This is a genomic window from Oceanobacillus sojae (assembly GCF_007991515.1).
Taxonomy (GTDB): Bacteria; Bacillota; Bacilli; order Bacillales; family Amphibacillaceae; genus Oceanobacillus; species Oceanobacillus sojae.
Map to the genome: position 1 here is coordinate 156,803 of NZ_BJYM01000003.1, position 20,785 is coordinate 177,587.

Consider the following 20,785-nt stretch of genomic DNA (forward strand, 5'->3'; position numbering starts at 1 on the left):
ATGTCAACCGGTTGATATAAAGGTGGAATTACAAATTGATGTTCTTTGCAGTTAATAAAAGGGGGAGATTACTATTGGGTGGAGACTGAAATGCAAACGTTCTATATGGGTTATATTGTTTATACTAGTTGTTATATTTTTGTGTGATTCAGATATTGAGGCTGCTGATAAGGAGGGGAAAGTGATGGGTAAAGCTAATACGAATCTACAGAACTGGAGCGTGGGAGGTTCAGGGGAACTGAAGGATACTGTCCAAGGAATCCAGCTAACTTCCGAGGAGAATGAGCAGGCTGCAGCATTTTCTGATACAACTGCTGATGACTTTACCTACGAGGCAGATATTAAAACAGTTGATAAAAAGACCAAAGCAGGGCTTGTTTTCCAGGCAAACACGACAGAGAACGAGGGTTATATGATTCAAATAGATCAAGAGGAAGGCAAGCTTCAGCTTTTAGATCTGCGGAATCCAGATAAGCCCTTAGAGGAAGCGAAAATAGATTTGGAAGCGGGAGAGATATATCATCTCAAAGTAAAAGCAGTTAATCAGAAGCTTCAAGTATACTGGAATAATCAGTATAACGATATATTGGGAACGGAATTAGAAAATGATGCAGCTGGAGTTTTGGGACTCCATGTGGAGGATGGAACAGGATATTTTGAGAATGTATATGTAAGTGATTTTACTCATAACTTAGGTGAGATTATTATGACAGAAGGACAATGGCAACCAGATATCCAGGGGTTAAAAGCTATTGGAGAAGGGCAACAGACCTTTGATAGACAAGTAAATGATTTTGTTCTGGAAGGGGATCTTTCATTTGCAGAAGAAGAAGGAGCGGCTGGATTTACTTTCCGGAAAAATCAGGAGACTGCGGCTGGTTACCAAGTGATATTAGTAAAGCAGGATGACCAGTTAAGGGTGCAATTGCAGTTACTGGATGGTACTGTGCTGGCAAGCTCAGAGCAGTCATATTCCTCCATCAGCGGGACGAGGCATCATATGGAGCTTATAGTGAAGGATAACCAAGTAACAGCCTATCTGGATGGTTATCGTGAGCCAGCAATAGAATATACTGATAATCAATATCAGGAAGGTCAGATCGGGCTGGTTAATTTGTCTGGAACAGCTTATTTTGAAAATGTCTATGCGGCACAGACTGATGAATATTACAAAGAAAATTATCGTCCAAACTACCACTATACACCGGCAAGAGGATCGGCAAGTGATCCGAATGGCCTTGTTTATTTTGAAGGGGAATACCATCTCTTTCATCAGGATGGAGGCACATGGTCACATGCTGTAAGTGAAGACCTTATCCGTTGGAAGCATTTACCTACTGCTCTTCCTTGGAATGATCATGGGCATGTCTGGTCGGGTGCAGCTGTTGCAGATGAAGATAATGCATCTGGGCTTTTTTCAGATACAGGCGGGAAGGGTTTAATTGCTTATTATACCTCTTTTAATCCTGATCAAGAGAATGGAAACCAAAGAATTGGGCTTGCTTATAGTCATGACAAAGGACGTACATGGGAATATTCCGAGGAGCATCCTATTGTAATTGAAAACCCGGGTAAGGCAGAAGATGATCCGGGAAGCTGGGATTTTAGAGATCCTAAAGTAGTACGTGATGAAGAAAATAATCGTTGGGTAATGGTAGTTTCAGGAGGTGATCACATTCGCTTTTTTACCTCTGAAAATCTGATTGATTGGGAGCATACCGACAGCTTTGGTTATGATAGTTATGTTCGTGGCGGTGTTTGGGAATGTCCAGACCTGTTTGAATTGCCGGTAGAAGGAACAGACGAGACTAAATGGGTGCTAATGATTAGTACAGGCGCCAACCCTGATACAGAGGGCTCTGATGCTGAATATTTTATTGGCGATTTAACAGAAGAAGGAACATTTATTAATGATAATGAAGCGGGAAATGTATTGAAAACTGATTTTGGCAAGGAATTCTATGCCTCTATGTCTTTTACTGATATGCCGGATAATCGTCGTATTACCATTGCATGGATGACAAATTGGGATTATCCATTTGATTTCCCGACAGAAGGCTGGAAAGGCCAATTGACAATACCAAGGGAATTAAGTCTGATAGATACAGAGCAAGGGGTCAGGCTCGTCCAATCTCCGGTTGAAGAATTGGCTTCGATTAGTGAGACAATTTTTGAAATAAGCAATCAACAAGTAAGTGAAGACGAAGCGGGGACCCTTTTGGAACAGATTGACGGCGAATCCTATCAGATTGAAGCGGAAATTGAAATTCCAGCTGACAGCGAAGCTTCAGAATTTGGTTTTCAAGTTCGTCAGGGAACCGAAGAAAAAAGTGTGATTGGGTATCGCCCGGCTGATGAGCAAATATACATTGATCGTTCGGAATCTGGACAAACAGATTTCTCCAATCAATTTAGCACGCGGCAAGAAGCGGATCTGGCACCTGATAATCAGCGTGTGAAATTAAATATATTCGTAGACAATGGTTCAATAGAGGTGTTTGCGAATGATGGGCAAGTGGTTTTCTCCGATGTTATTTTTCCAAAGGCAACAAGCAGAGGAATGAGTTTTTATACAGAAAATGGACCTGTTGAGATTATCTCATTAAAAGTAAATCAGCTGGCAGATATTTGGGATCGTCATCATGAAGATGCAGCTGAAATTGTAATTGATACAAGTAAAAGAGAGCTGAATGTTGGCGATACAATTTCTCTTCAGGCGGCTTTAAAGAATGGTAATGACTCCAAATCACTGGAATGGTCTGTCTCTGATTCGGGTGTGATTAATATTAAGTCATCTAATCACCAACAAGCTGAATTAGAAGCTGTTAGCGATGGTGAAGCAGTGGTTACTGTTTCTACACCTGATGAGAAAGTCATGAAAACAGTAGAAATACAGGTGCATGATGGAACATTTAATACGAATCTGACAGGCTGGCAATCTGATATTGAAACAGTAAAATGGCTGAAAACAGAAGCTGGAATTCGCGGTGCCCATACAAGTGATGCTAATTATATGGCAGAAGATACAGGTGGGAATTTTATTTATGAAGCTGATATGACACTGAGCCCCGATGGCGGTGCCGGAGCCGTCGTGTTTCGGGCGAATGAAGATGGCAGTAGCGGGTACTATTTTAATTTAGACCCTAATATGAAGGCGTTCCGTTTGTTTTATAAGGTAAATGGTCAGATAGAAGATCATATGGTGATTGACAATGTTCCGGCATTTATCGAGCCCGACAAAACATATGCTGTCAAAATTGAAGCAGAAGGACCGCATATTCGTATTGATGTTGATGGCGAGAATATCATCGATCTTAAGGATGGCACATTTGCTCAAGGTCACTTTGGATTAAATGTTTTTGATGGGAAAGTGACGTATCAAAATGTAGAAATAAACCAGGTATCTGATGCTGAATTAGTGCAGACTGCTTTTACGAATACTGAAATAGGTCAATCATTATATGCAGTTAATTTACAAAATGGAGAGCCTGTGAAATTGGGAGAGGAACAAATGAAATGGTCTCTTATGCCGACAGGAGACGAACAGGGGTCCTATTCAATTAGAACAGAACAGGACCAGGCATTTGACTTGGATACCAATCAGCAAAAAATTCAGTTATACGATTATCTTGGCTATGACAACCAGCGTTGGCTAATTGAGCAGCTGGATAATGAAACTGTAGTCATCCGTTCTATTCATAATGAACAAGTATTGACGGTAACAGAAGATGGAAAACTTACGCTTGCAGAATTGCAGGAAGAGCAGGCAAATCCAAGCCAGCAGTGGCAGGTATCAGCAGATGTATTCTCAGATACCAAGAATGAATAATAAAGTGTTTATTTCCTGTAGATTCTTTTCTTTTTCATGATGATATAATGAGAAAGCGGATTGGCAGCTTAGAGACTTGTTATGGAGGATTTGATATGTTTTTGTCGTTGCGAAATAAATTATTTCTTGTTTTTTCCTGTGTATTAACTATTCCTTTTTTAATCTTGTCTCTAATTATGCCAAGTTTATTTACAAATTATATAAAGGAACAAACGCAAGAGCTGACAATTGGTATGATGGATCAATTCTCTCTCTATATTGACTCCGTTACGATGCAGGCGACTGACGTGGGGCAGCAGGTATTAGCGAATTCTATTACACAGGATTGGCTGCGGGTGGAGAATAGCAACAATAATAATGATGAAACATTGGAAACGGCCAGATTAATGGTGAGAAATGAGCTTAATGCCATGCTCAGTTCCATGATGGTCAATAATTCTAATAATATTTCTGTTTCCATTTTTACACATGATGGGGAAGGAATTTGGGGTGACTACCCGGAACTGGATAAAACGGAATGGTATCAGGATTTTATGGGAAATGATCAGACTTTTACCCATTCTCACATAGATACAAACCAGCAATCAGCATTAATGCGGGAAATGCCTATTAACAGCCATCTTATCCCTTTAGTTGATTTAAATACCCTTCAGGATAGCGGGGTTATCAAGGTGAATTTTTCAACAGAAATGATAGAAAATTCCCTGGATAAAATTAAAATAGGTGAACGTGGCTATGCATTTATTATAGATTCCCAAGGTGAAAATGTTTTAACAGAGGAGATCGATACCCCTCAGTCTATTATTGAAGAGTCTTTGAAACAGATTGCACATAAGGAAGAGGATCAGGGATTGCTTGAAATAGAAAATGAACAGGAAACCTATTTATTGTTTTATCAGCAATTATCCGTAGGGAATTGGATTTTAATTAGTGAAGTAACGGAGGATGATTTATTTTCTCATTCCAATCAATTACAGAAAAGCCTGTTGTTACTAAGTGTAGGTTTGTTTTTAATTACTATTATTGCTTCCTTTCTTTTCTCATCTTCGATTACAGATCCTTTACGGGGATTGATGAAGGCAATGCATTATTTGGAGAAAGGGGACTTTAAAAAGGCGCAGAAGATTATACCGACAATCCGGTCAGAGAATAATGAAATCCGCTATTTAGTAGAAGTATTTGATCAGACAGTGGTTCGTTTGAAACAGCTGATTGATAGTGAATATAAAACCAATATTCGGAGGCGTAATGCTGAATATAAGGCTTTGTTACTGCAAATTAACCCTCATTTTCTTAATAATACCCTTGAAATTATTGGCGGCTTAGCAGCCCAGGGAAAGAACAAAGAGGTGGTAAATGTAAGTGTTTATTTAGGAAAGATGCTCCGCTATGCCTTAAACACAAAATCAGACCTGGTAACATTGACAGAGGAGATACAATATATCCGTAACTATGCCAAAATTCTTGAGCTTCGTTATGAAGGGGACCTTCAAATAACAATTGAGGAAGATCCGCAAGCAAAGGAATTTCCGATTATTAAATTTATTATTCAGCCATTAGTGGAAAATGCAGTGAAATATAGTTTGATTTCTAAAGAACATGCTAGTGTGAAAATAAAGTCCAAATATCAAGATAACCAGTTAACATTGCAGATTGCAGATGACGGTGTCGGGATACCGGATGAAGTAATTCAAAATTTATCAATGAGTAGTCAGGCAGATACTCTGGAGAGCAGTGGCAACAGTATCGGACTTAAGAATGTGTTGGATCGCTTGCATTTATATTATGGAGATCGATTCAATTATCGAATTGAGACAGAATTAAACAAAGGTACGATAATCATCCTGCAAATAGCAGAAGAAGGGAAGATGATGGATGAGGAACGTCTTAATCGTTGATGATGAAATCCAAATTCGCAAGGGTTTACGATGGAAAGTGGATTGGGAGGAATTAGGGTTCCATATTGTAGCAGAGGCTGCGAATGGGGGAGGAGCATTGACAAAACTGGAGGAAGAAAAGGTAGACTTGGTGATGACCGATATCCGGATGCCGATCATGGATGGAATAGAGCTGGCAAGACATTGCCGGGAAAAATATCCAAATACTAAAGTAATCGTACTGTCTGGTTATTCCGATTTTGAATATGTGAAAAGTCTGATGAAAAAAGGGGTAAGGGATTATCTGCTAAAACCGGTGGATCCAGTTGAATTGGCAGAGGTATTAAGGCAAATGAAGAATGAAATTGACCACGATCGCTTGAGGCAGCTTGAACTGGATCGTGTTAAGCGGCAGGCACGGACACAATTTCAGGAGGTACAAGAACAATATCTGCTGTCGCTGGTCAAGGAAGAGTGGTTTCAATATAGCCTGGTAAAAGAGAGACTTGAACAACTGAAGCTGGATATGCTGCTTAAAGAGGACTTAAAGGTACAATTTATCAGTGTTGGAGTGAGAGACTTTAGTGGTCAGGCGAATCGGGTGAACGAATTACGGATGGCTTTTCAAATGCTTTGCAAAGAATTAGTCGAACCAAGACCGGGCATGTTCGCCTTTTATGATCTGGGTTATACAAATATGATGCACTTTCTTATCATATTAGATCAGAATTTTGATAATCATCCTACCCAATTAACGAAAACGATTCAGTATCAGATAAAAAAACTTTTGAAGCTAGAGACCGTGATTGGAATCGGAAATCCTGTCAATGGCTTGTCGGAATTGAAGACAGGCTATATTTCCAGTTTGCTCTCATGGAGTCAGAATCAGTTAAACCATCATTCACAGGTAATTGATGAGCATGTCAGAAGAGAAGAGCTGATGGATTTTTCACCAGACCTGGAGAAGCATATTATTAATGCAATTGAACAGATGGATATGTCCAGATTTCACAAAGAGCTGGAATCTCTTCTGGGTGAAACAACAACTCAATCGGTACTGTCTTCTTCGATTGTTGCGAACCGGATTTTGTTTTGTCTCGGTTCCATTGCCAAAAAATATAATGTTGAGAACAACAATGCACAGCGATTGATTTGGGAATGCCAGCAAGTCATTTGGCAATTAAATGACCAGAGCAAAGTCATCGCTTATCTTACTGAGCTTGCTAAATTAATTGTTGCCCAAATTCATGATACAAGAACAACGGATGGGAAACAGATTGTTGACATGGTCCGCCGTTATATTGATCAGTATTACGGGAATGATATTTCGCTGACCATTTTGTCTGAGCTTTTTCATATTAACAGCGCTTATTTATCAGAGATTTTTAAAGTACAAATCGGCAAAAACTTTAGTGAATATTTAACTGAAGTCCGAGTGAAGGAGGCAAAGAAATTCTTAAAGGACCCGCACTTAAAAATAATTGATGTAGCTAATCTTGTCGGGTTTTCCAGCTCTGCTTATTTTAGTATCGTCTTTAAAAAGCATGTAAACGAAACTCCAGCTAATTATCGAAAGTCATTCGATCCGGTATAAAAGGGTGTTGTATCATGAGAAGAAGAATAATTTATTACAGCTTATTTGTGATATTAGTCAGTATTGTCATTGGTTACTTGATTATATTGGTACAACCTTTGTCTATACAAGATGAAAAGGAAGACTCTGAGCAGAAAGAAGAGCTGGAGGACGTTGTTGAATTAACATTTTGGCGTAATTACGGAAATGCAGCAGAAAACAAGGCTTATAACGAGATTCTGGAAGATTTTCACCAATCCCATCCTCATATTCATGTCACCATGCAAAATATAGAGTATGCCAATTATGAAGTAGAGCTGCGGACAGAACTAGTTACTGGTACAGGACCAGATATAATGGCAATTGACAGTCCTTATTTAGCTCTATATGCGGAGGCAGATCTCCTGATGCCGTTAAATGAATATTTAACAGAGGAAGACAGACTGGAGGAAGATTTCCCGGAGACAATTACCCAAGGATTAACTTACAAAGATCAATTATATCTGATGCCATTAATCGAATCGAGTATCGCCCTATACTACAATATGAATCTATTGGAAGAAGCAAATCTTCCCTTTCCGGATAGCGATCCTGCTAACCCGATGACATGGGAAGAAATTGTTACGTTATTGAAAGCAGTTCAGAGACCGGAAGAAGGAATTTACGGTATCGACCCAGCCCAAGGATTTGGGAGTGGCGAGGCGCCTGCTTATTTCAAACTTCCGATTATCTGGCAATTTGGCGGGGAAGTGATTAGTCCTGATGCAACAACAGCCAGCGGATACTTAGATTCAGCAGAAACGATGGAGGCTTTGCAATTTTATCAGGATTTATACCATAAAGATAAAGTGGCTGTCAGGGAGTTTCCAGCGAATGCTTTTGAGGAGGGCCAATTAGTAATGACGGTACTTGGCGCGTGGGCAATAACGGATTTAGAGAAAAATGGATTGAAGCTGGGAGAGGACTTTGGAGTTGCCCCGCTTCCAAAATCAAAATATCAGGTTGTTCCGAATGGAAGTTGGGCTCTTGGCATACTTTCCACTACCAGTCATCCTGAGGAGGCATGGGAGTTTATCCGCTATGTAACGAGCTATGAGCCTATGAAGAAATATAGCTCTATCACGGGAGAGGTTCCAGCACGTTATTCAGTAGCCGAAGATCTTCCTGAATTTAATACCTACCCTTATAACATCTTTGCAGAGCAAGCATATTCTTACTCCAGAAATCGTCCGGTTACACCGGTCTATCCTGATATAAGTATAGCGATAAAAAAATTATTTGAAGATGTTGGCCTGGCGAATAAGGATGTAGAAGCTTCTGTGGAGGAAGCGGTAGAAGCTATTAATCAGCGTCTGAGACAAGCCGATTAATTTTTTTGACTCTAAGCCAAAGATTTTATAATATCTATTCCAAAAATATTACAATCGAGAGCCTTGCTTTTTTGATACAGTGATTATAAAGAGATTTCTTCCCTATAGGATAAATTGGGTCTTTACTGGCTGTTAATCTGTAATAAAAAAGGAGCAGAGCACAATATGATTGAAAAAAGATGGTATATGCGAATGGGTACGCTTGGCTTCAATTTAATATATTTAAATCTATTATGGGCAGCATTTACTTTATTGGGAGGCATTGTTCTTGGTATCTTTCCGGCAACAGCAGCTCTGTTTGCCGTTGTAAGGAAAATGATTCTTGAAGATGAAGATGCAGCGGTATTTCCGGAGTTTATTACTCATTTTAAAGCCTCATTTAAGACATCTAATATACTCGGATATATCGTTTCTTTTATCGGTTTATTCCTGTTAATAGATTTTCGTATTGTACAGAATATCAGTCAGGAAAGTATGCAGGTGCTGCTCTTTAATCTTATTCTTATCATTGGTATATTTTATCTGGTAGCAATGCTTTATATCTTTCCGGTATATGTTCACTTTGACCTGAAGTGGAATGAATATTTCCGATATGCTTGTATATTAACGATTGCCCGTCCTTTACAAACAATTATGTTAGCAGCTTTTGTTGCGGCGGTTATCTACTTATATATACTCGTTCCGGCATTAGTTTTTGTACTCGGCGCCAGCTTTATGAGTTTTGTGATGATGAAGATTGCCTCATTATCATTTCCTAAGAAGCAAGTTTTACATGAATCCACATAATTAGATAAACCTGTGAAGTAAAGGAACACTTTTACTCCACAGGTTTTTAATTTTTTGTCAGCCTGTGATTATCCTTTTTTTCTCCTCAGAGTAATATTTCGGAATCGAAATTATGAACCGAAAATTTTATAATCTATCGCCCTAAAATATTGAAATAAAACGCATACAAACTTTGCTATATTTAGATTACGAGAAGATTACAGCAAAGAGTAGAGCTTAAGCAAGGGAGGGTTTAGATGGCAACATCAAAGTCAGATACATTATACGGCAACACACCGCCAGTAAAGAAAAAGAAAAGCGGTGCGCTGGCATATATCCGAAAAAATTATATTCTTTATTTGTTTTTGTTACCAGCTATTGTGTTAGTTTTTATTTTTAATTATGTTCCAATGTATGGAGTAACCATTGCTTTTAAAGATTTCAGCCCTATAAAAGGGGTGTGGGAGAGCGAATGGGTAGGATTTGAGCATTTTCGTAACTTCTTAGAATCTCCTAACTTTCAGCAAATTTTTATGAACACTATTAAATTGAGTGCCTTTGACCTTTTACTAGGGTTTCCAGTTCCAATTATTCTGGCACTGATGCTGAATCAATTGAGAAAGGCGAGAGTGAAAAAAAATATTCAATTAATCATTTATGCACCACATTTTATCTCAGTGGTAGTTATTGCGGGAATGATTTTTATTTTCTTATCCCCGGCAGGTCCTCTAAATACCATTCTCGGTTTAGTATTTGATCAGCCAATTTCATTTATGTCTGAACCAGGATATTTTCGAACGATTTTCATTGCTTCAGGTATTTGGCAAGGGGCAGGATTTGCTTCCATTATTTATGTGGCAGCACTTTCCAATGTGGATCCGCAGCTGCATGATGCAGCCACAATGGATGGTGCAACATTGTTGCAGAGAATCCGACATATTGATCTACAGGCATTGAAGCCGACGATGACTGTGTTGTTTATATTAGCGGTTGGAGGAATTATGGCGATTGGTTTTGAAAAGGCTTACTTACTCCAAACTTCTATGAACATACCAGCTTCAGAGATTATTGATACGTACGTTTACAAGCGGGGGCTGCAAGCAGCAGACTGGTCGTTTGGTGCGGCGATGGGATTATTTAATTCAATTATAAGTCTAGTCTTATTAGTTATCGTTAACTTTATTGTGAAAAAAGTAAATGGAGAAACATTGTATTAGAGAGGAGGCAGTTTCATGGATAATAAATTAATTAATAATTCTAAGTCTGATAAATTTATCTTATTTCTTAACAAAATTATGTTAGGTCTGATTGTACTAATCGTAACTGTCCCTCTTTTGTATGTTCTGCTGGGTTCCTTCCTGCAGCCTGATGTATTACTGACAAAAGGAATCTCTTTTAATCCCAGTCATTGGACAATAGATGGCTATGTCCGTATTTTTCAGGATGGCACAATTATGAGAGGCTTTTTGAATTCTATTCTCTATGCGACTGGTTTTACATTGGTATCCGTCATCTTTACGATTATGGCAGGTTATTCTTTATCTGTTGATGGCTTAGTTGGCAAGAAAGCCCTTATGCTCTATTTCATTATTACGATGTTTTTTAACGGCGGGATGGTACCAACTTATCTGTTAGTAAGAGAACTGGGGATGCTCAATACACCGTGGGCAATTATCTTGCCGGGCGCAATTACTGTTTGGAATATTATCTTGGCAAGAACGTATTTTAGAGGATTACCAAAGGGACTGATAGAAGCTGCAATGATTGACGGGGCTTCCGATGCGAGAATATTTTTAAGCATTATTCTGCCGTTATCGAAACCGATTATCTTTGTACTAGCCCTGTACTCTTTCATTGGCCAATGGAATGCCTATTTTGACGCAATGATTTATTTGGAAGATCGAAGCCTGTATCCATTGCAGTTAATCTTACGTGATATTTTGATACAAAATGAAGTGCAGCCGGGGATGATTGGAGACCAGATGGCAAGAGCAGAATTGCAGCGTCTGGCAGAAATGATTAAATACTCGGCAATTGTTATAGCAAGTTTACCATTGATGATAATGTATCCATTCTTCCAAAAGTACTTTGAAAAAGGTGTTATGGTCGGATCATTAAAATAATATAAAAAAGTGAGGGATAAAAGTATGAAAGGTTTATATCGTTATTTAGCGGCAGCTATGTTTGCAGGTCTGCTACTCATGGCGGGCTGCGGGAAAAGTGATCAGGCATCGTCAGAGGATTATGAATTAAGTGACATCACTTTTCCGATAGAGGAAGAGGATATCAGCTTGAAGTTTATTACAGAAAGCTCGCCAATGGCGCCGGAAGACCCTAATGATAAGTTAATCCTGCAACGTTTAGAAGAACAGACAGGGGTTCATATTGACTGGAAGAGTTTCTCAGGCGAATCCTTTACTGAGCAGCGTAACCTGGCAGTCGCAAGTGGTGACTTACCAGATGCTATCATGAATACACATTATAGTGATTATGAATTATTGGATTTAGCCTCTGATGAAGCAATTATTCCTGTAGAGGATTTAATTGATCAGTATATGCCGAATCTGCAGGCTGTGTTAGAAGAAGCACCGGAATATCGTGCTATGATGACAGCACCAGACGGCCATATCTATGCTTTTCCGTGGATTGAGGAATTAGGATCTGGCAAAGAAAGTATCCATTCTTTAGACGCTACAGGATGGATTAATGTAAAGTGGTTAGATGAACTGGGCTTAGAAATGCCTTCAACGACAGAAGAGTTAAAAGAGGCATTGATTGCTTTCAAGGAGAATGATATGGCTGGAGATGGTCAAACGATTCCATTATCGTTTATGATCAGCAATGGCGGGGAAGATGTATCCTTCTTATTCTCACCATTTGGTGAAGGAGAGAACTGGGATCATACCGTTGTCACCAATGAAGATGAAGTCTTGTTCACCTCTGCGCAGGACGGTTATAAAGATGCTATTAACTATTTAAATGAATTATATGAATTAGATTTGATTGATGTAGAAGCCTTTGAGCAGGAATGGAATACGTACTTAGCTAAAGGACAGGAAGGACGTTACGGTTTATACTTTACGTGGGATATGGCAAATATTTCCGGCACCGAAGATTATGCAATGCTTCCTCCGTTAGAAGGACCTGATGGACGTAAGCATGTCGCCCGATCCAATGGAATGGGATTTGACCGTTCACGTATGGTTATTACATCTGCAAATGAGAATTTAGAGCTGACAGCTAAGTGGATTGACCAGCTGTATGATCCGCTGCAATCCGTACAGGATAACTGGGGAACTTATGGAGATGAAGAGAAGCAAAATATCTTTGAATATGATGAGAATGAAGGTATGTTGAAACATTTACCGTTGGAAGGTACAGCACCGGTAGAACTGCGTGAAGAGACATCTATTGGCGGACCGTTAGCTGTTTTGGATAGTTATTATGGGAATGTAACGACGATGCCAGATGATGCAGCATGGAGATTGGATCAGCTGCATGAAACATTAGTGCCTTACATGAATAATGATAATATTTACCCAAAAGTATTTATGTCTTTAGACGAATTAAAGCAGCTTAGTGATATTGAAAATGATTTATTCCCATATGTGGAACGCAAGAAGTCTGAGTGGATTACCAATGGTAAAGCAGATGAGGAGTGGGAGGACTACCTTGCCGAATTGGATCGTTTAGGTTATCAGGAATGGTTAGAAATCAAGCAAGGTGCCTATGATCGAAATGCAGAAGTAGAGGCAGAGGCTGTAGAATAGTTCTATATAGAAATTAACTCGACCTTATACAGGAAAGATAATCCTGTATAAGGTTTTTTAAGTAGAATAGAAGATTTTATGAGTTAGTTTAAATTAATGAAGCATTTGAAAAAAAGGAGTAACAATGAAGCTGATGGTAAAAATGGATTAATAGTCAGCTTGAAAATGTATTAAAATAAACCGCAAAAAATCAAAGGTAAGTTTAGTAGGCAGGATTTGGTTTCTGTGATTTTTGTTTTATAGAAGAACGAACCAAATTTTTCCATGGTAATATACTTGCGATTTGAATAATTATGTTAAAATTCAAATAAGGGAGGTTTTAAAATGTGGGAACAAGAAATTGTGAAAACAGCAAGGGGAGATTTCGAAATTTTTCGTAAAGGAGAAGGAGAACCTTTATGTTCAACACATTTATATAGTGAGTTCAATGAGCTTGGAGATTATTTTTCCGATGAGTTTACCGATTATTTCTCGGTGATTCTAGTAAATTTAAGAGAAGCCGGAAATTCCTGTGAAGCAGAGGAAGAATACCAATTAAGCATGGCAGAATCAGTGTATGATTTGGAAGCAATACGGGAAGCTCTAGGTTATGAAAAATGGACTTTTGCCGGACATTCGACAGGTGGAATGCTTGGACTGAAATATGCGATTTTAAAACCGGATTCTTTAACAAAAGTAATTGTCGGAGGTGCGGCTGCATCCAGGCAGTATATGAAGCACCCAGAAAGTATCTACTGCAAAGAATCCCCTTATAATAAACGTTTATTAGAGATTCTTAACATCTTAAAAATTTCAACGGATAAAGCTGAGCGACGACAGGCGAATAAAGAATGGTCAGATATGTCCTTATATTACCCAGAGAAAAGAGAAGAATATTTCCAAAGGCCAAGCAGCGGAAAAACAATAGGCAGCAGATTGGATTATTATTCATATAGGGAATTACCAGAATACGATATTACTCAGGAATTGCCAGATGTAAAAATACCTGTATTTGTATACTGTGGGGTACACGATGCGCAGTGTCCATATGTGTTTTCAGAGGAAATAGCGATGAAGCTGGCTAATTCCAGATTATATGCTTATTCTTACAGTAATCATTTTCCATACATTGAGGAAAAGAAGAAATTCAATGAGATGGTCCGCGCGTTTGTAAAAGTAGAGGACGGAGAAGTCTTTACCAAGAATAAAGCACATTCCTGAAAATAAATACTTGTTTTAAAAGATGTTCTTGTATCGCTGTCTTATAAATAACATCATGATAAATTGCAAGAGCATCTTCCTGTATTAACTTTTCATCCCCATCAGTTCCTTCAGTTCTTCCTCATTCTGTATCAAATCTTCCAGCGTATATTCCTCCAGCACTTTAAAAAATTGAAATAATGCTTTATTCAAGACGTGCTTCAGGGAACAGCCTGGTGAAATCACACAATGATCGGTACCTTTATCAAAGCATTCGAGCAGATTAAAATCACTCTCCAGGGAGCGGATTAATAATCCAATATTTATGTCTGAAGCAGATTTAGCAAGACGGAAACCGCCATTTCTTCCCCTGACCGATAGTAGTAAACCTCTTTTTGTTAAATCATGGACAACCTTTCTCAGGTGCTCAGGTGAGATGGAATATACATCGGATACTTCTTTGATGGTTGAAAGTTCTTCCTCTGGTTTTAACCCCGTAAAAATCAAGACGCGTAAGGAGAAGTCTGTATATTTTTTTAAGTTCATAGTATCTCTCCATTTGTTAATTATTTCACATAATTGTAACATAAAATTGTCTTTGACACATTGAATTCACATTTTAACAGGAATAGAATAAAAGATGTATTTTAAATACATGTTTTATTTATTAGTATTAATAATATATAACAAAGGAGCGTTTTTAAATGAGTACTGCAGTTGGATTAGATCAAAAAACAATTGAAATTATTAAATCGACTGTTCCTGTATTACAGGAGCACGGGGAAGCTATTACAAAACACTTTTATAAAATTATGTTAGAGAATGAACCAGAATTAAAGAATGTCTTTAATCAGACAAATCAGAGGAAAGGAGCACAGTCAAAAGCATTAGCTGGGGCAGTATATGCAGCGGCAGCAAATATCGAACATTTGGAGAATATCCTGCCTAATGTGAAGCAAATAGCGCATAAACATACGAGCTTAAATATAAAGCCGGAACAATATCCTATTGTAGGGAAATACCTGTTAATAGCGATTAAGGAAGTACTTGGAGACGCTGCCACAGATGAAATTATCGAGGCATGGGGAAAAGCTTACGGCGTTATTGCAGATGTTTTTATCAGTGTGGAAAAAGAAATGTATGACGAAAAGCAAAATGCTTCTGGGGACTGGGTTGGATTTCGTGATTTTACAGTCGCTGAAAAAATCCCGGAAAGTGAAGTTATTACTTCCTTTTATTTAAAACCTGCAGATAATGGAGAAATTCCATCTTATCGACCAGGTCAATACATCACTATAAAAGCACAAATTGATGGTGAGCCTTATGATCATCTACGCCAATATAGTTTATCTGCAGCGCCTGGTCAGAATTTCTTACGGATCAGTGTGAAGCGGGAAAATGAACATAATCCTGAAGGCATTGTATCGAACTATTTACACAATCAGGTACAAGAAGGATCTGTAGTTTCGATCAGTTCGCCATCTGGAGATTTTGTATTGAATGATGCAGAGCAAAGATCGTTAGTGTTAATTAGTGGAGGGGTCGGCTTAACCCCATTAGTAAGTATGCTGGAAACTGTTGTAAAAGAGCAGCCTGAAAGAAAAGTTATCTTTATTCATGCGACAAGATCACGGGCTTATCATGCAATGAAAGACAGAGTAGCATCTATTGCAGAAGCAAATGAGCAAGTGACCCATTATACAGTTTATGAGGATAATTCCAACGCCGATGCGTGTGATAAACAAGGATTTATCGATTATGATTGGTTAAAAACAGTTATTCCAACTACAGACGCATCCTTTTATATGTGTGGGCCTAAAGGATTTATGAGTGCAATAAATGGCCTTTTAAGAAAATTGAATGTTGCGGATGATGATATTCATTTTGAATTCTTTGGACCTATGGATGAGCTTGCGAATTAAATAATAAGACTGATGAGACTGGCTTATGAAGAGAGTCTATTTTAAGAGTTATGGTTAACTTTTGAGTAGGCAAATATCTTCTTAGGCTGGTCTTTTTTTATGGCTTTGTTTTAAAATAAAAATAACAGAAATGCAGGACATCCGCTTATCTAATAATTATTTAGTTTGTATTTTGAAACTGGATGATAATTTAAGATTTTAATTAATTGATTTGTCATATCCTCCACTGGTATCTGGAAGTCACTTTTTATCCAATTTATAATTAATCCCCAAACACCGTAAGCACGATAAGTAATGAACAATTCATCATCCATATCCAACTCTTGATTTGCGTAGTTAGAGATGTCATTTTTGTGCAGCTGGATTAGTGTATTGATAAATTGTGACTGGAATCCGGGGATACCTTCTGAATCTTTCCATAGCTGATAGAAATTAATATTATCCAGTATGTGATAAAAAATAATTACATTGGAAGAGGATAAACTATCTACCGTAAGCCATTTCTTATTTTTGTAGGGAAAACGGAAGGATTCAGTTAAATCTTCCAAGATAGAATGGATTAAATCATGGACTAATGTTTCTTTATCTTGATAATGTCGATAGAATGTTGTTCGATTATAATCCGCAGATGTTACGATATCTGTTACTGTAATACGGTGATAATCTTTTTCATTCAATAACAAAATGAATGCATTTTGCATGTTCTTTTTAGTTCTTCGAATCCGTCGATCTTCTGCTTCACTGTCTGTAACCATAAATATATCCTCCTTAATGATAGATTGGCAGTGCAACAGTATTTCTAAATATGTTGACTAACCATACAGATTTCTTTTTTTTAATGATTGAATATGTGAAGTGAGCATTTATACTTAAGTTAAGATTAATATTGTAAGCGTTTGCTAATATTTATTCTACACGTATTCATTGAGTTACTCAATTTACAGACATATTAATTAGGGAGGTAATAACGTATGGACAGATTGAAGGGGAAAGTAGTAATTGTTACAGGTGGTGCAAGAGGAATGGGAGCTCAGCATGTTAGAAGAATGGTGGAAGAAGGAGCAAAAGTCGCGGTTACAGATATATTGGGGGAGGATGGGAGAAAATTAAAACAGGAACTAGGTAGTAATGTTCTCTTTATAAAACATGATGTTACCAAAGCAGAAGATTGGGAAAAGGTGGTGCGGGAAACAGAAGAAGCCTTCGGACCAATCAATGTTTTGATTAATAACGCGGGGATTGATATTTCTGAAATTGATTTAGAAGACTACCCTGAAGAAACATACCGAAAAGTGATTGATGTGAATCAGGTTTCTGTATTCTTGGGAATGAAGCATGCTGCTCCATCGATGAAAAAAACTAAGGAAGGATCCATTGTTAATATATCCTCATTGGCCGGAATTATTGGAGCATATAAAAAAGGTGCGTATACAGCCTCAAAGTTTGCTGTAAGAGGTATGACAAAATCGGCAGCACTGGAATTAGGCGAATTTGGAATTCGGGTGAATTCAGTCCATCCGGGATTTATAAGGACGCCAATGACAGAGCATCTGATTAACGATGAATTGGTTAGTATGTTTCCTTTAAGAAGAGCTGGAGAACCGGAAGAGGTAACCAATCTGGTCATCTTTTTGGCATCGGATGAGTCAAGTTATATGACGGGATCAGAATTAGTAATTGATGGCGGTCTAAGTGCGCAATAAAAAACGGGATGGAGATGAGTTAGATGGACAGATTAGCTGGAAAAGTAGCTATTATCACAGGAGCTGCAAGTGGAATGGGGCTGGCTGGTGCACAATTATTTTCTGAACAAGGAGCAAAGGTAGTCGCTACAGATGTGGAAGTAGATTTATTAGAGAAAAAGGTAGACGAAATTGTTAAAGGCGGCGGAGATGCTATTGCCTTAAGGTTGGATGTATCGGACCAGAAATCATGGGATTATGTGATTGACAGAACAATGGAGCAATACGGGAAAATAGATGTATTAGTAAACAATGCAGGTATTCATATGGCAAAAGGAATTCTCGAAGCTGAGCTGGATGATTGGAATAAGGTAATGGCGATAAATACCACTGGAGTGTGGTTAGGGATGAAAGCTGTGATCCCGCATATGCAAAAGCAGGGTGGCGGATCTATTGTGAATACCTCTTCTATTGCTGCGATTGTCGGCGGGATTGGTGATGCAGAAGGAGCCGCATATAGTGCTTCTAAGGGAGCGGTACGATCTTTGACAAAGCATGCGGCACAATGGTTTGGTGAAGATAATATCCGTGTGAATTCGGTTCATCCTGGAGCTATTTTTACCGGGATGGCAGAAAAAACTGGTATTAAATCCCGGGAACAAATGGGAGAAAATTTTAAGGGAAGAACTCCTTTAAAGCCTTATGCTGGAGAGTCTTTGGATATTGCTAATGCATATCTGTATTTAGCATCGGATGAATCAAAGTATGTAACAGGCTTAGAATTGGTAGTTGATGGTGGATGGACAACGAGTTCTTAATTAAGAGAGTTATAACAGGCGGGCTTCTCGTATAAGATGATGAAAAAAGTTTGCCAATGAAGAGTAAATAAGGTGCTCCATTTATAAGATGAAAAAAGTTAGCTATAAATGGAGCATAATTATAAAGATTTATCTTCTTTATCTTCATTATGACATGAAAAACAGACCAGTGTATGATCCTCTTGCACAACACCTTCTAAAAAGCCGTTATGACAGTAAACGTTTTTCTCGCAAACACCACAGATGCCTACAAATTCCTTCTCCATAGTCAGATTCTCCTTTCCCTTTTCATATAGTATAATTATAACAATAAACACCTGAAAAATATTCATATTATGATAGTATTTAAGTGTTAAAGGAGGGCGAATGAGTGCAGTTAAAAGAACTGATTAATTTACTGGCGGTAAAAGAAACGGAAGGAAATACGGATGTTCTTGTCACAGGATTCACATGGATTCCAGAAAAATTGAAAAAGGGAATATTTTTATTTGTGTGCCTGGTATTAAAGGATTTCTGGCAGATAGACATGATTATATAGAAGAAGCTGTTTCAGCTGGAGCAGCGGCAATTGTTGTTGAAAAAGAAGTGGATAACTATCCTGGTGTTACAAAAATATGGGTGAAGAACGCCCGATATGCAATGGCGGTAATGTCAGCTCATTTTTATGATTAACCTTCCAGTCAGCTTAAACTCTATGGGATTACAGGAACAAACGGCAAAACAACAACATCTTACATAATAGATACGATATTTTCTAATCATAAATTAAATATGGGGTTGATGGGGAATAATGGAGTGAAAATCAAGGATAAATTAAATCCTGTCCAAATTAATACACATGAACCGCCAGCATTGCAGAAGAATTTAAGAGAAATGGCTGACCAGGGAGTAGACTGCTGTGTGATGGAAGTAAGTTGTCAAGGGCTGGATATGAGCAGAGTGATAGGATGTCGTTTTAAAGTGGGTATATTTACAAATCTAACCCAGGATCACATAGATTATCATAAAGATTTTGAAAAGTACAAAGAGGCGAAAGGGCTTTTGTTTTCCAGATTGGGGGATAATAGTTCGGATAAAAATAAATCTTATGCCGTTTTAAATGCAGATGATCCTGCCTCAGCATATTTTAGCAAGATAGCATCAGCTGAAGTCATAACCTATGGTATTGATAATAAAGCAGATGTTTCTGTAAAAAATATTATTATGGGAGCCGGTGGTATTTCCTTTAAAGCAGAAACCTTCAAGGGGGAAATAGATATTCATTTAAAGCTGATTGGCCGTTTTAATATTTATAATACATTAGCTGCCATTACAGCAGCTCTACTGGAAGGTATCTCACTGGAAAGTATTCGTGACAGCTTAAAACAATTAGATAGTGTTCAAGGAAGAATGGAATCAGTTGATGCCGGCCAGCCTTTTTCGGTACTTGTTGATTACGCTCATACACCAGACGCTTTACAAAATGTATTGACCACCTTAAAGGAAGTTGCTGAAGGGCGTGTTATTACCGTGTTTGGCTGTGGCGGGGATCGTGATCCTGATAAGCGGCCAATAATGGGAAGCATTGCAGGTGCTTTCAGTGACTATGTAGTAATTACTTCAGATAATCCAAGAACAGAAGAACCATCAAAAATAACAGCACAGATAGCGGAAGGGATAAATGATAGTAAATATCAATGTAATCTTGATCGTAAAGCTGCTATTGAAACAGCTATAAAAATGGCTCAGCCAAAAGATATTGTACTTATTGCCGGAAAAGGACATGAGACATATCAAATTATCGGCGACCAAACCACCTATTTCGATGATAAAGAAGCAGCAACTGCCATTTTAAAAAATATCTCATAATATAAGACTCTATTTGGCAGAAAGCGTGCAGTTTTTGCTGAATAGGGTTTTTTTGTTTATCCTGATAAATGCTGTGAGCACCAATTTTCAAATTTCTAGGAAACTGCTATAATAATGAGAGCGTTTTCGAGAGGGTAAAACGGAAAGGGGCT

Annotated in this window: 15 protein-coding genes and 1 pseudogene; 13 read left to right on the forward strand and 3 right to left on the reverse strand. The window is 38.2% G+C overall.

All coding sequences use genetic code 11. From position 1 onward, the window contains the following. Positions 1-184: 184 nt before the first annotated feature. From OSO01_RS04460 to OSO01_RS04500, 9 genes are all read left to right on the forward strand, one after another. The gene (locus OSO01_RS04460; protein WP_147209103.1) at positions 185-3,829 is read left to right on the forward strand and encodes a GH32 C-terminal domain-containing protein; all 3,645 of its coding nucleotides are present in this window, start codon (positions 185-187) and stop codon (positions 3,827-3,829) included. 95 nt (positions 3,830-3,924) lie between these two features. Then, complete coding sequence (locus OSO01_RS04465) at positions 3,925-5,727, forward strand: cache domain-containing sensor histidine kinase (RefSeq protein WP_147209400.1); 1,803 nt, start codon at positions 3,925-3,927, stop codon at positions 5,725-5,727. Then, entirely contained in the window at positions 5,705-7,300 is a 1,596-nt protein-coding gene (locus OSO01_RS04470) for a response regulator transcription factor (protein ID WP_147209105.1), read from the forward strand. The genes OSO01_RS04465 and OSO01_RS04470 overlap by 23 nt, the downstream gene beginning before the upstream one ends. 14 nt (positions 7,301-7,314) lie before the next feature. Beyond that, entirely contained in the window at positions 7,315-8,649 is a 1,335-nt protein-coding gene (locus OSO01_RS04475; protein WP_147209106.1) for an ABC transporter substrate-binding protein, read from the forward strand. A gap of 165 nt (positions 8,650-8,814) precedes the next feature. Continuing rightward, the gene (locus OSO01_RS04480) at positions 8,815-9,435 is read left to right on the forward strand and encodes a YesL family protein (RefSeq protein ID WP_147209108.1); all 621 of its coding nucleotides are present in this window, start codon (positions 8,815-8,817) and stop codon (positions 9,433-9,435) included. Between the two features lie 236 nt (positions 9,436-9,671). Then, positions 9,672-10,631, forward strand: coding sequence for an ABC transporter permease (locus OSO01_RS04485; protein ID WP_147209110.1), 960 nt, complete (start codon positions 9,672-9,674; stop codon positions 10,629-10,631). A 15-nt stretch (positions 10,632-10,646) separates the two neighbouring features. Next, entirely contained in the window at positions 10,647-11,537 is an 891-nt protein-coding gene (locus tag OSO01_RS04490) for a carbohydrate ABC transporter permease (RefSeq protein ID WP_147209112.1), read from the forward strand. A gap of 24 nt (positions 11,538-11,561) precedes the next feature. Then, on the forward strand, positions 11,562-13,184 hold the full coding sequence (locus tag OSO01_RS04495; RefSeq protein ID WP_147209113.1) for an extracellular solute-binding protein: 1,623 nt from the start codon (positions 11,562-11,564) through the stop codon (positions 13,182-13,184). Positions 13,185-13,508: 324 nt separating this feature from the next. After that, on the forward strand, positions 13,509-14,384 hold the full coding sequence (locus OSO01_RS04500; RefSeq protein ID WP_147209115.1) for an alpha/beta fold hydrolase: 876 nt from the start codon (positions 13,509-13,511) through the stop codon (positions 14,382-14,384). Between the two features lie 84 nt (positions 14,385-14,468). On the opposite strand, the gene OSO01_RS04505 is transcribed toward OSO01_RS04500, so the two are convergent. Further along, positions 14,469-14,909, reverse strand: a complete 441-nt coding sequence (locus OSO01_RS04505; RefSeq protein WP_147209117.1) for an RrF2 family transcriptional regulator — start codon at positions 14,907-14,909, stop codon at positions 14,469-14,471. 158 nt (positions 14,910-15,067) lie between these two features. On the opposite strand from OSO01_RS04505, the gene hmpA reads away from it, so the two are divergent. After that, a complete protein-coding gene (hmpA, locus tag OSO01_RS04510; protein ID WP_147209119.1) occupies positions 15,068-16,285 on the forward strand; it encodes an NO-inducible flavohemoprotein in 1,218 nt (405 codons plus the stop codon). Between the two features lie 149 nt (positions 16,286-16,434). Here the strand turns inward: hmpA and OSO01_RS04515 are convergent, their stop codons facing one another. Continuing rightward, on the reverse strand, positions 16,435-17,040 hold the full coding sequence (locus OSO01_RS04515) for a TetR/AcrR family transcriptional regulator (RefSeq protein WP_147209121.1): 606 nt from the start codon (positions 17,038-17,040) through the stop codon (positions 16,435-16,437). A 216-nt stretch (positions 17,041-17,256) separates the two neighbouring features. Here OSO01_RS04515 and OSO01_RS04520 point away from each other — a divergent pair, with 216 nt between their 5' ends. Together OSO01_RS04520 and OSO01_RS04525 are read left to right on the forward strand one after the other, a co-directional pair. Beyond that, the gene (locus tag OSO01_RS04520) at positions 17,257-17,988 is read left to right on the forward strand and encodes an SDR family NAD(P)-dependent oxidoreductase (protein WP_147209123.1); all 732 of its coding nucleotides are present in this window, start codon (positions 17,257-17,259) and stop codon (positions 17,986-17,988) included. Positions 17,989-18,011: 23 nt separating this feature from the next. Next, the gene (locus OSO01_RS04525) at positions 18,012-18,785 is read left to right on the forward strand and encodes an SDR family NAD(P)-dependent oxidoreductase (protein ID WP_147209125.1); all 774 of its coding nucleotides are present in this window, start codon (positions 18,012-18,014) and stop codon (positions 18,783-18,785) included. Between the two features lie 119 nt (positions 18,786-18,904). On the opposite strand, the gene OSO01_RS23245 is transcribed toward OSO01_RS04525, so the two are convergent. After that, positions 18,905-19,051: a hypothetical protein gene (locus OSO01_RS23245; RefSeq protein WP_186813555.1), complete on the reverse strand. Its 147-nt coding sequence runs from the start codon at positions 19,049-19,051 to the stop codon at positions 18,905-18,907. A gap of 104 nt (positions 19,052-19,155) precedes the next feature. Here OSO01_RS23245 and OSO01_RS04530 point away from each other — a divergent pair. Next, positions 19,156-20,633: pseudogene (locus OSO01_RS04530) on the forward strand (UDP-N-acetylmuramoyl-L-alanyl-D-glutamate--2,6-diaminopimelate ligase). Positions 20,634-20,785: the final 152 nt, after the last annotated feature.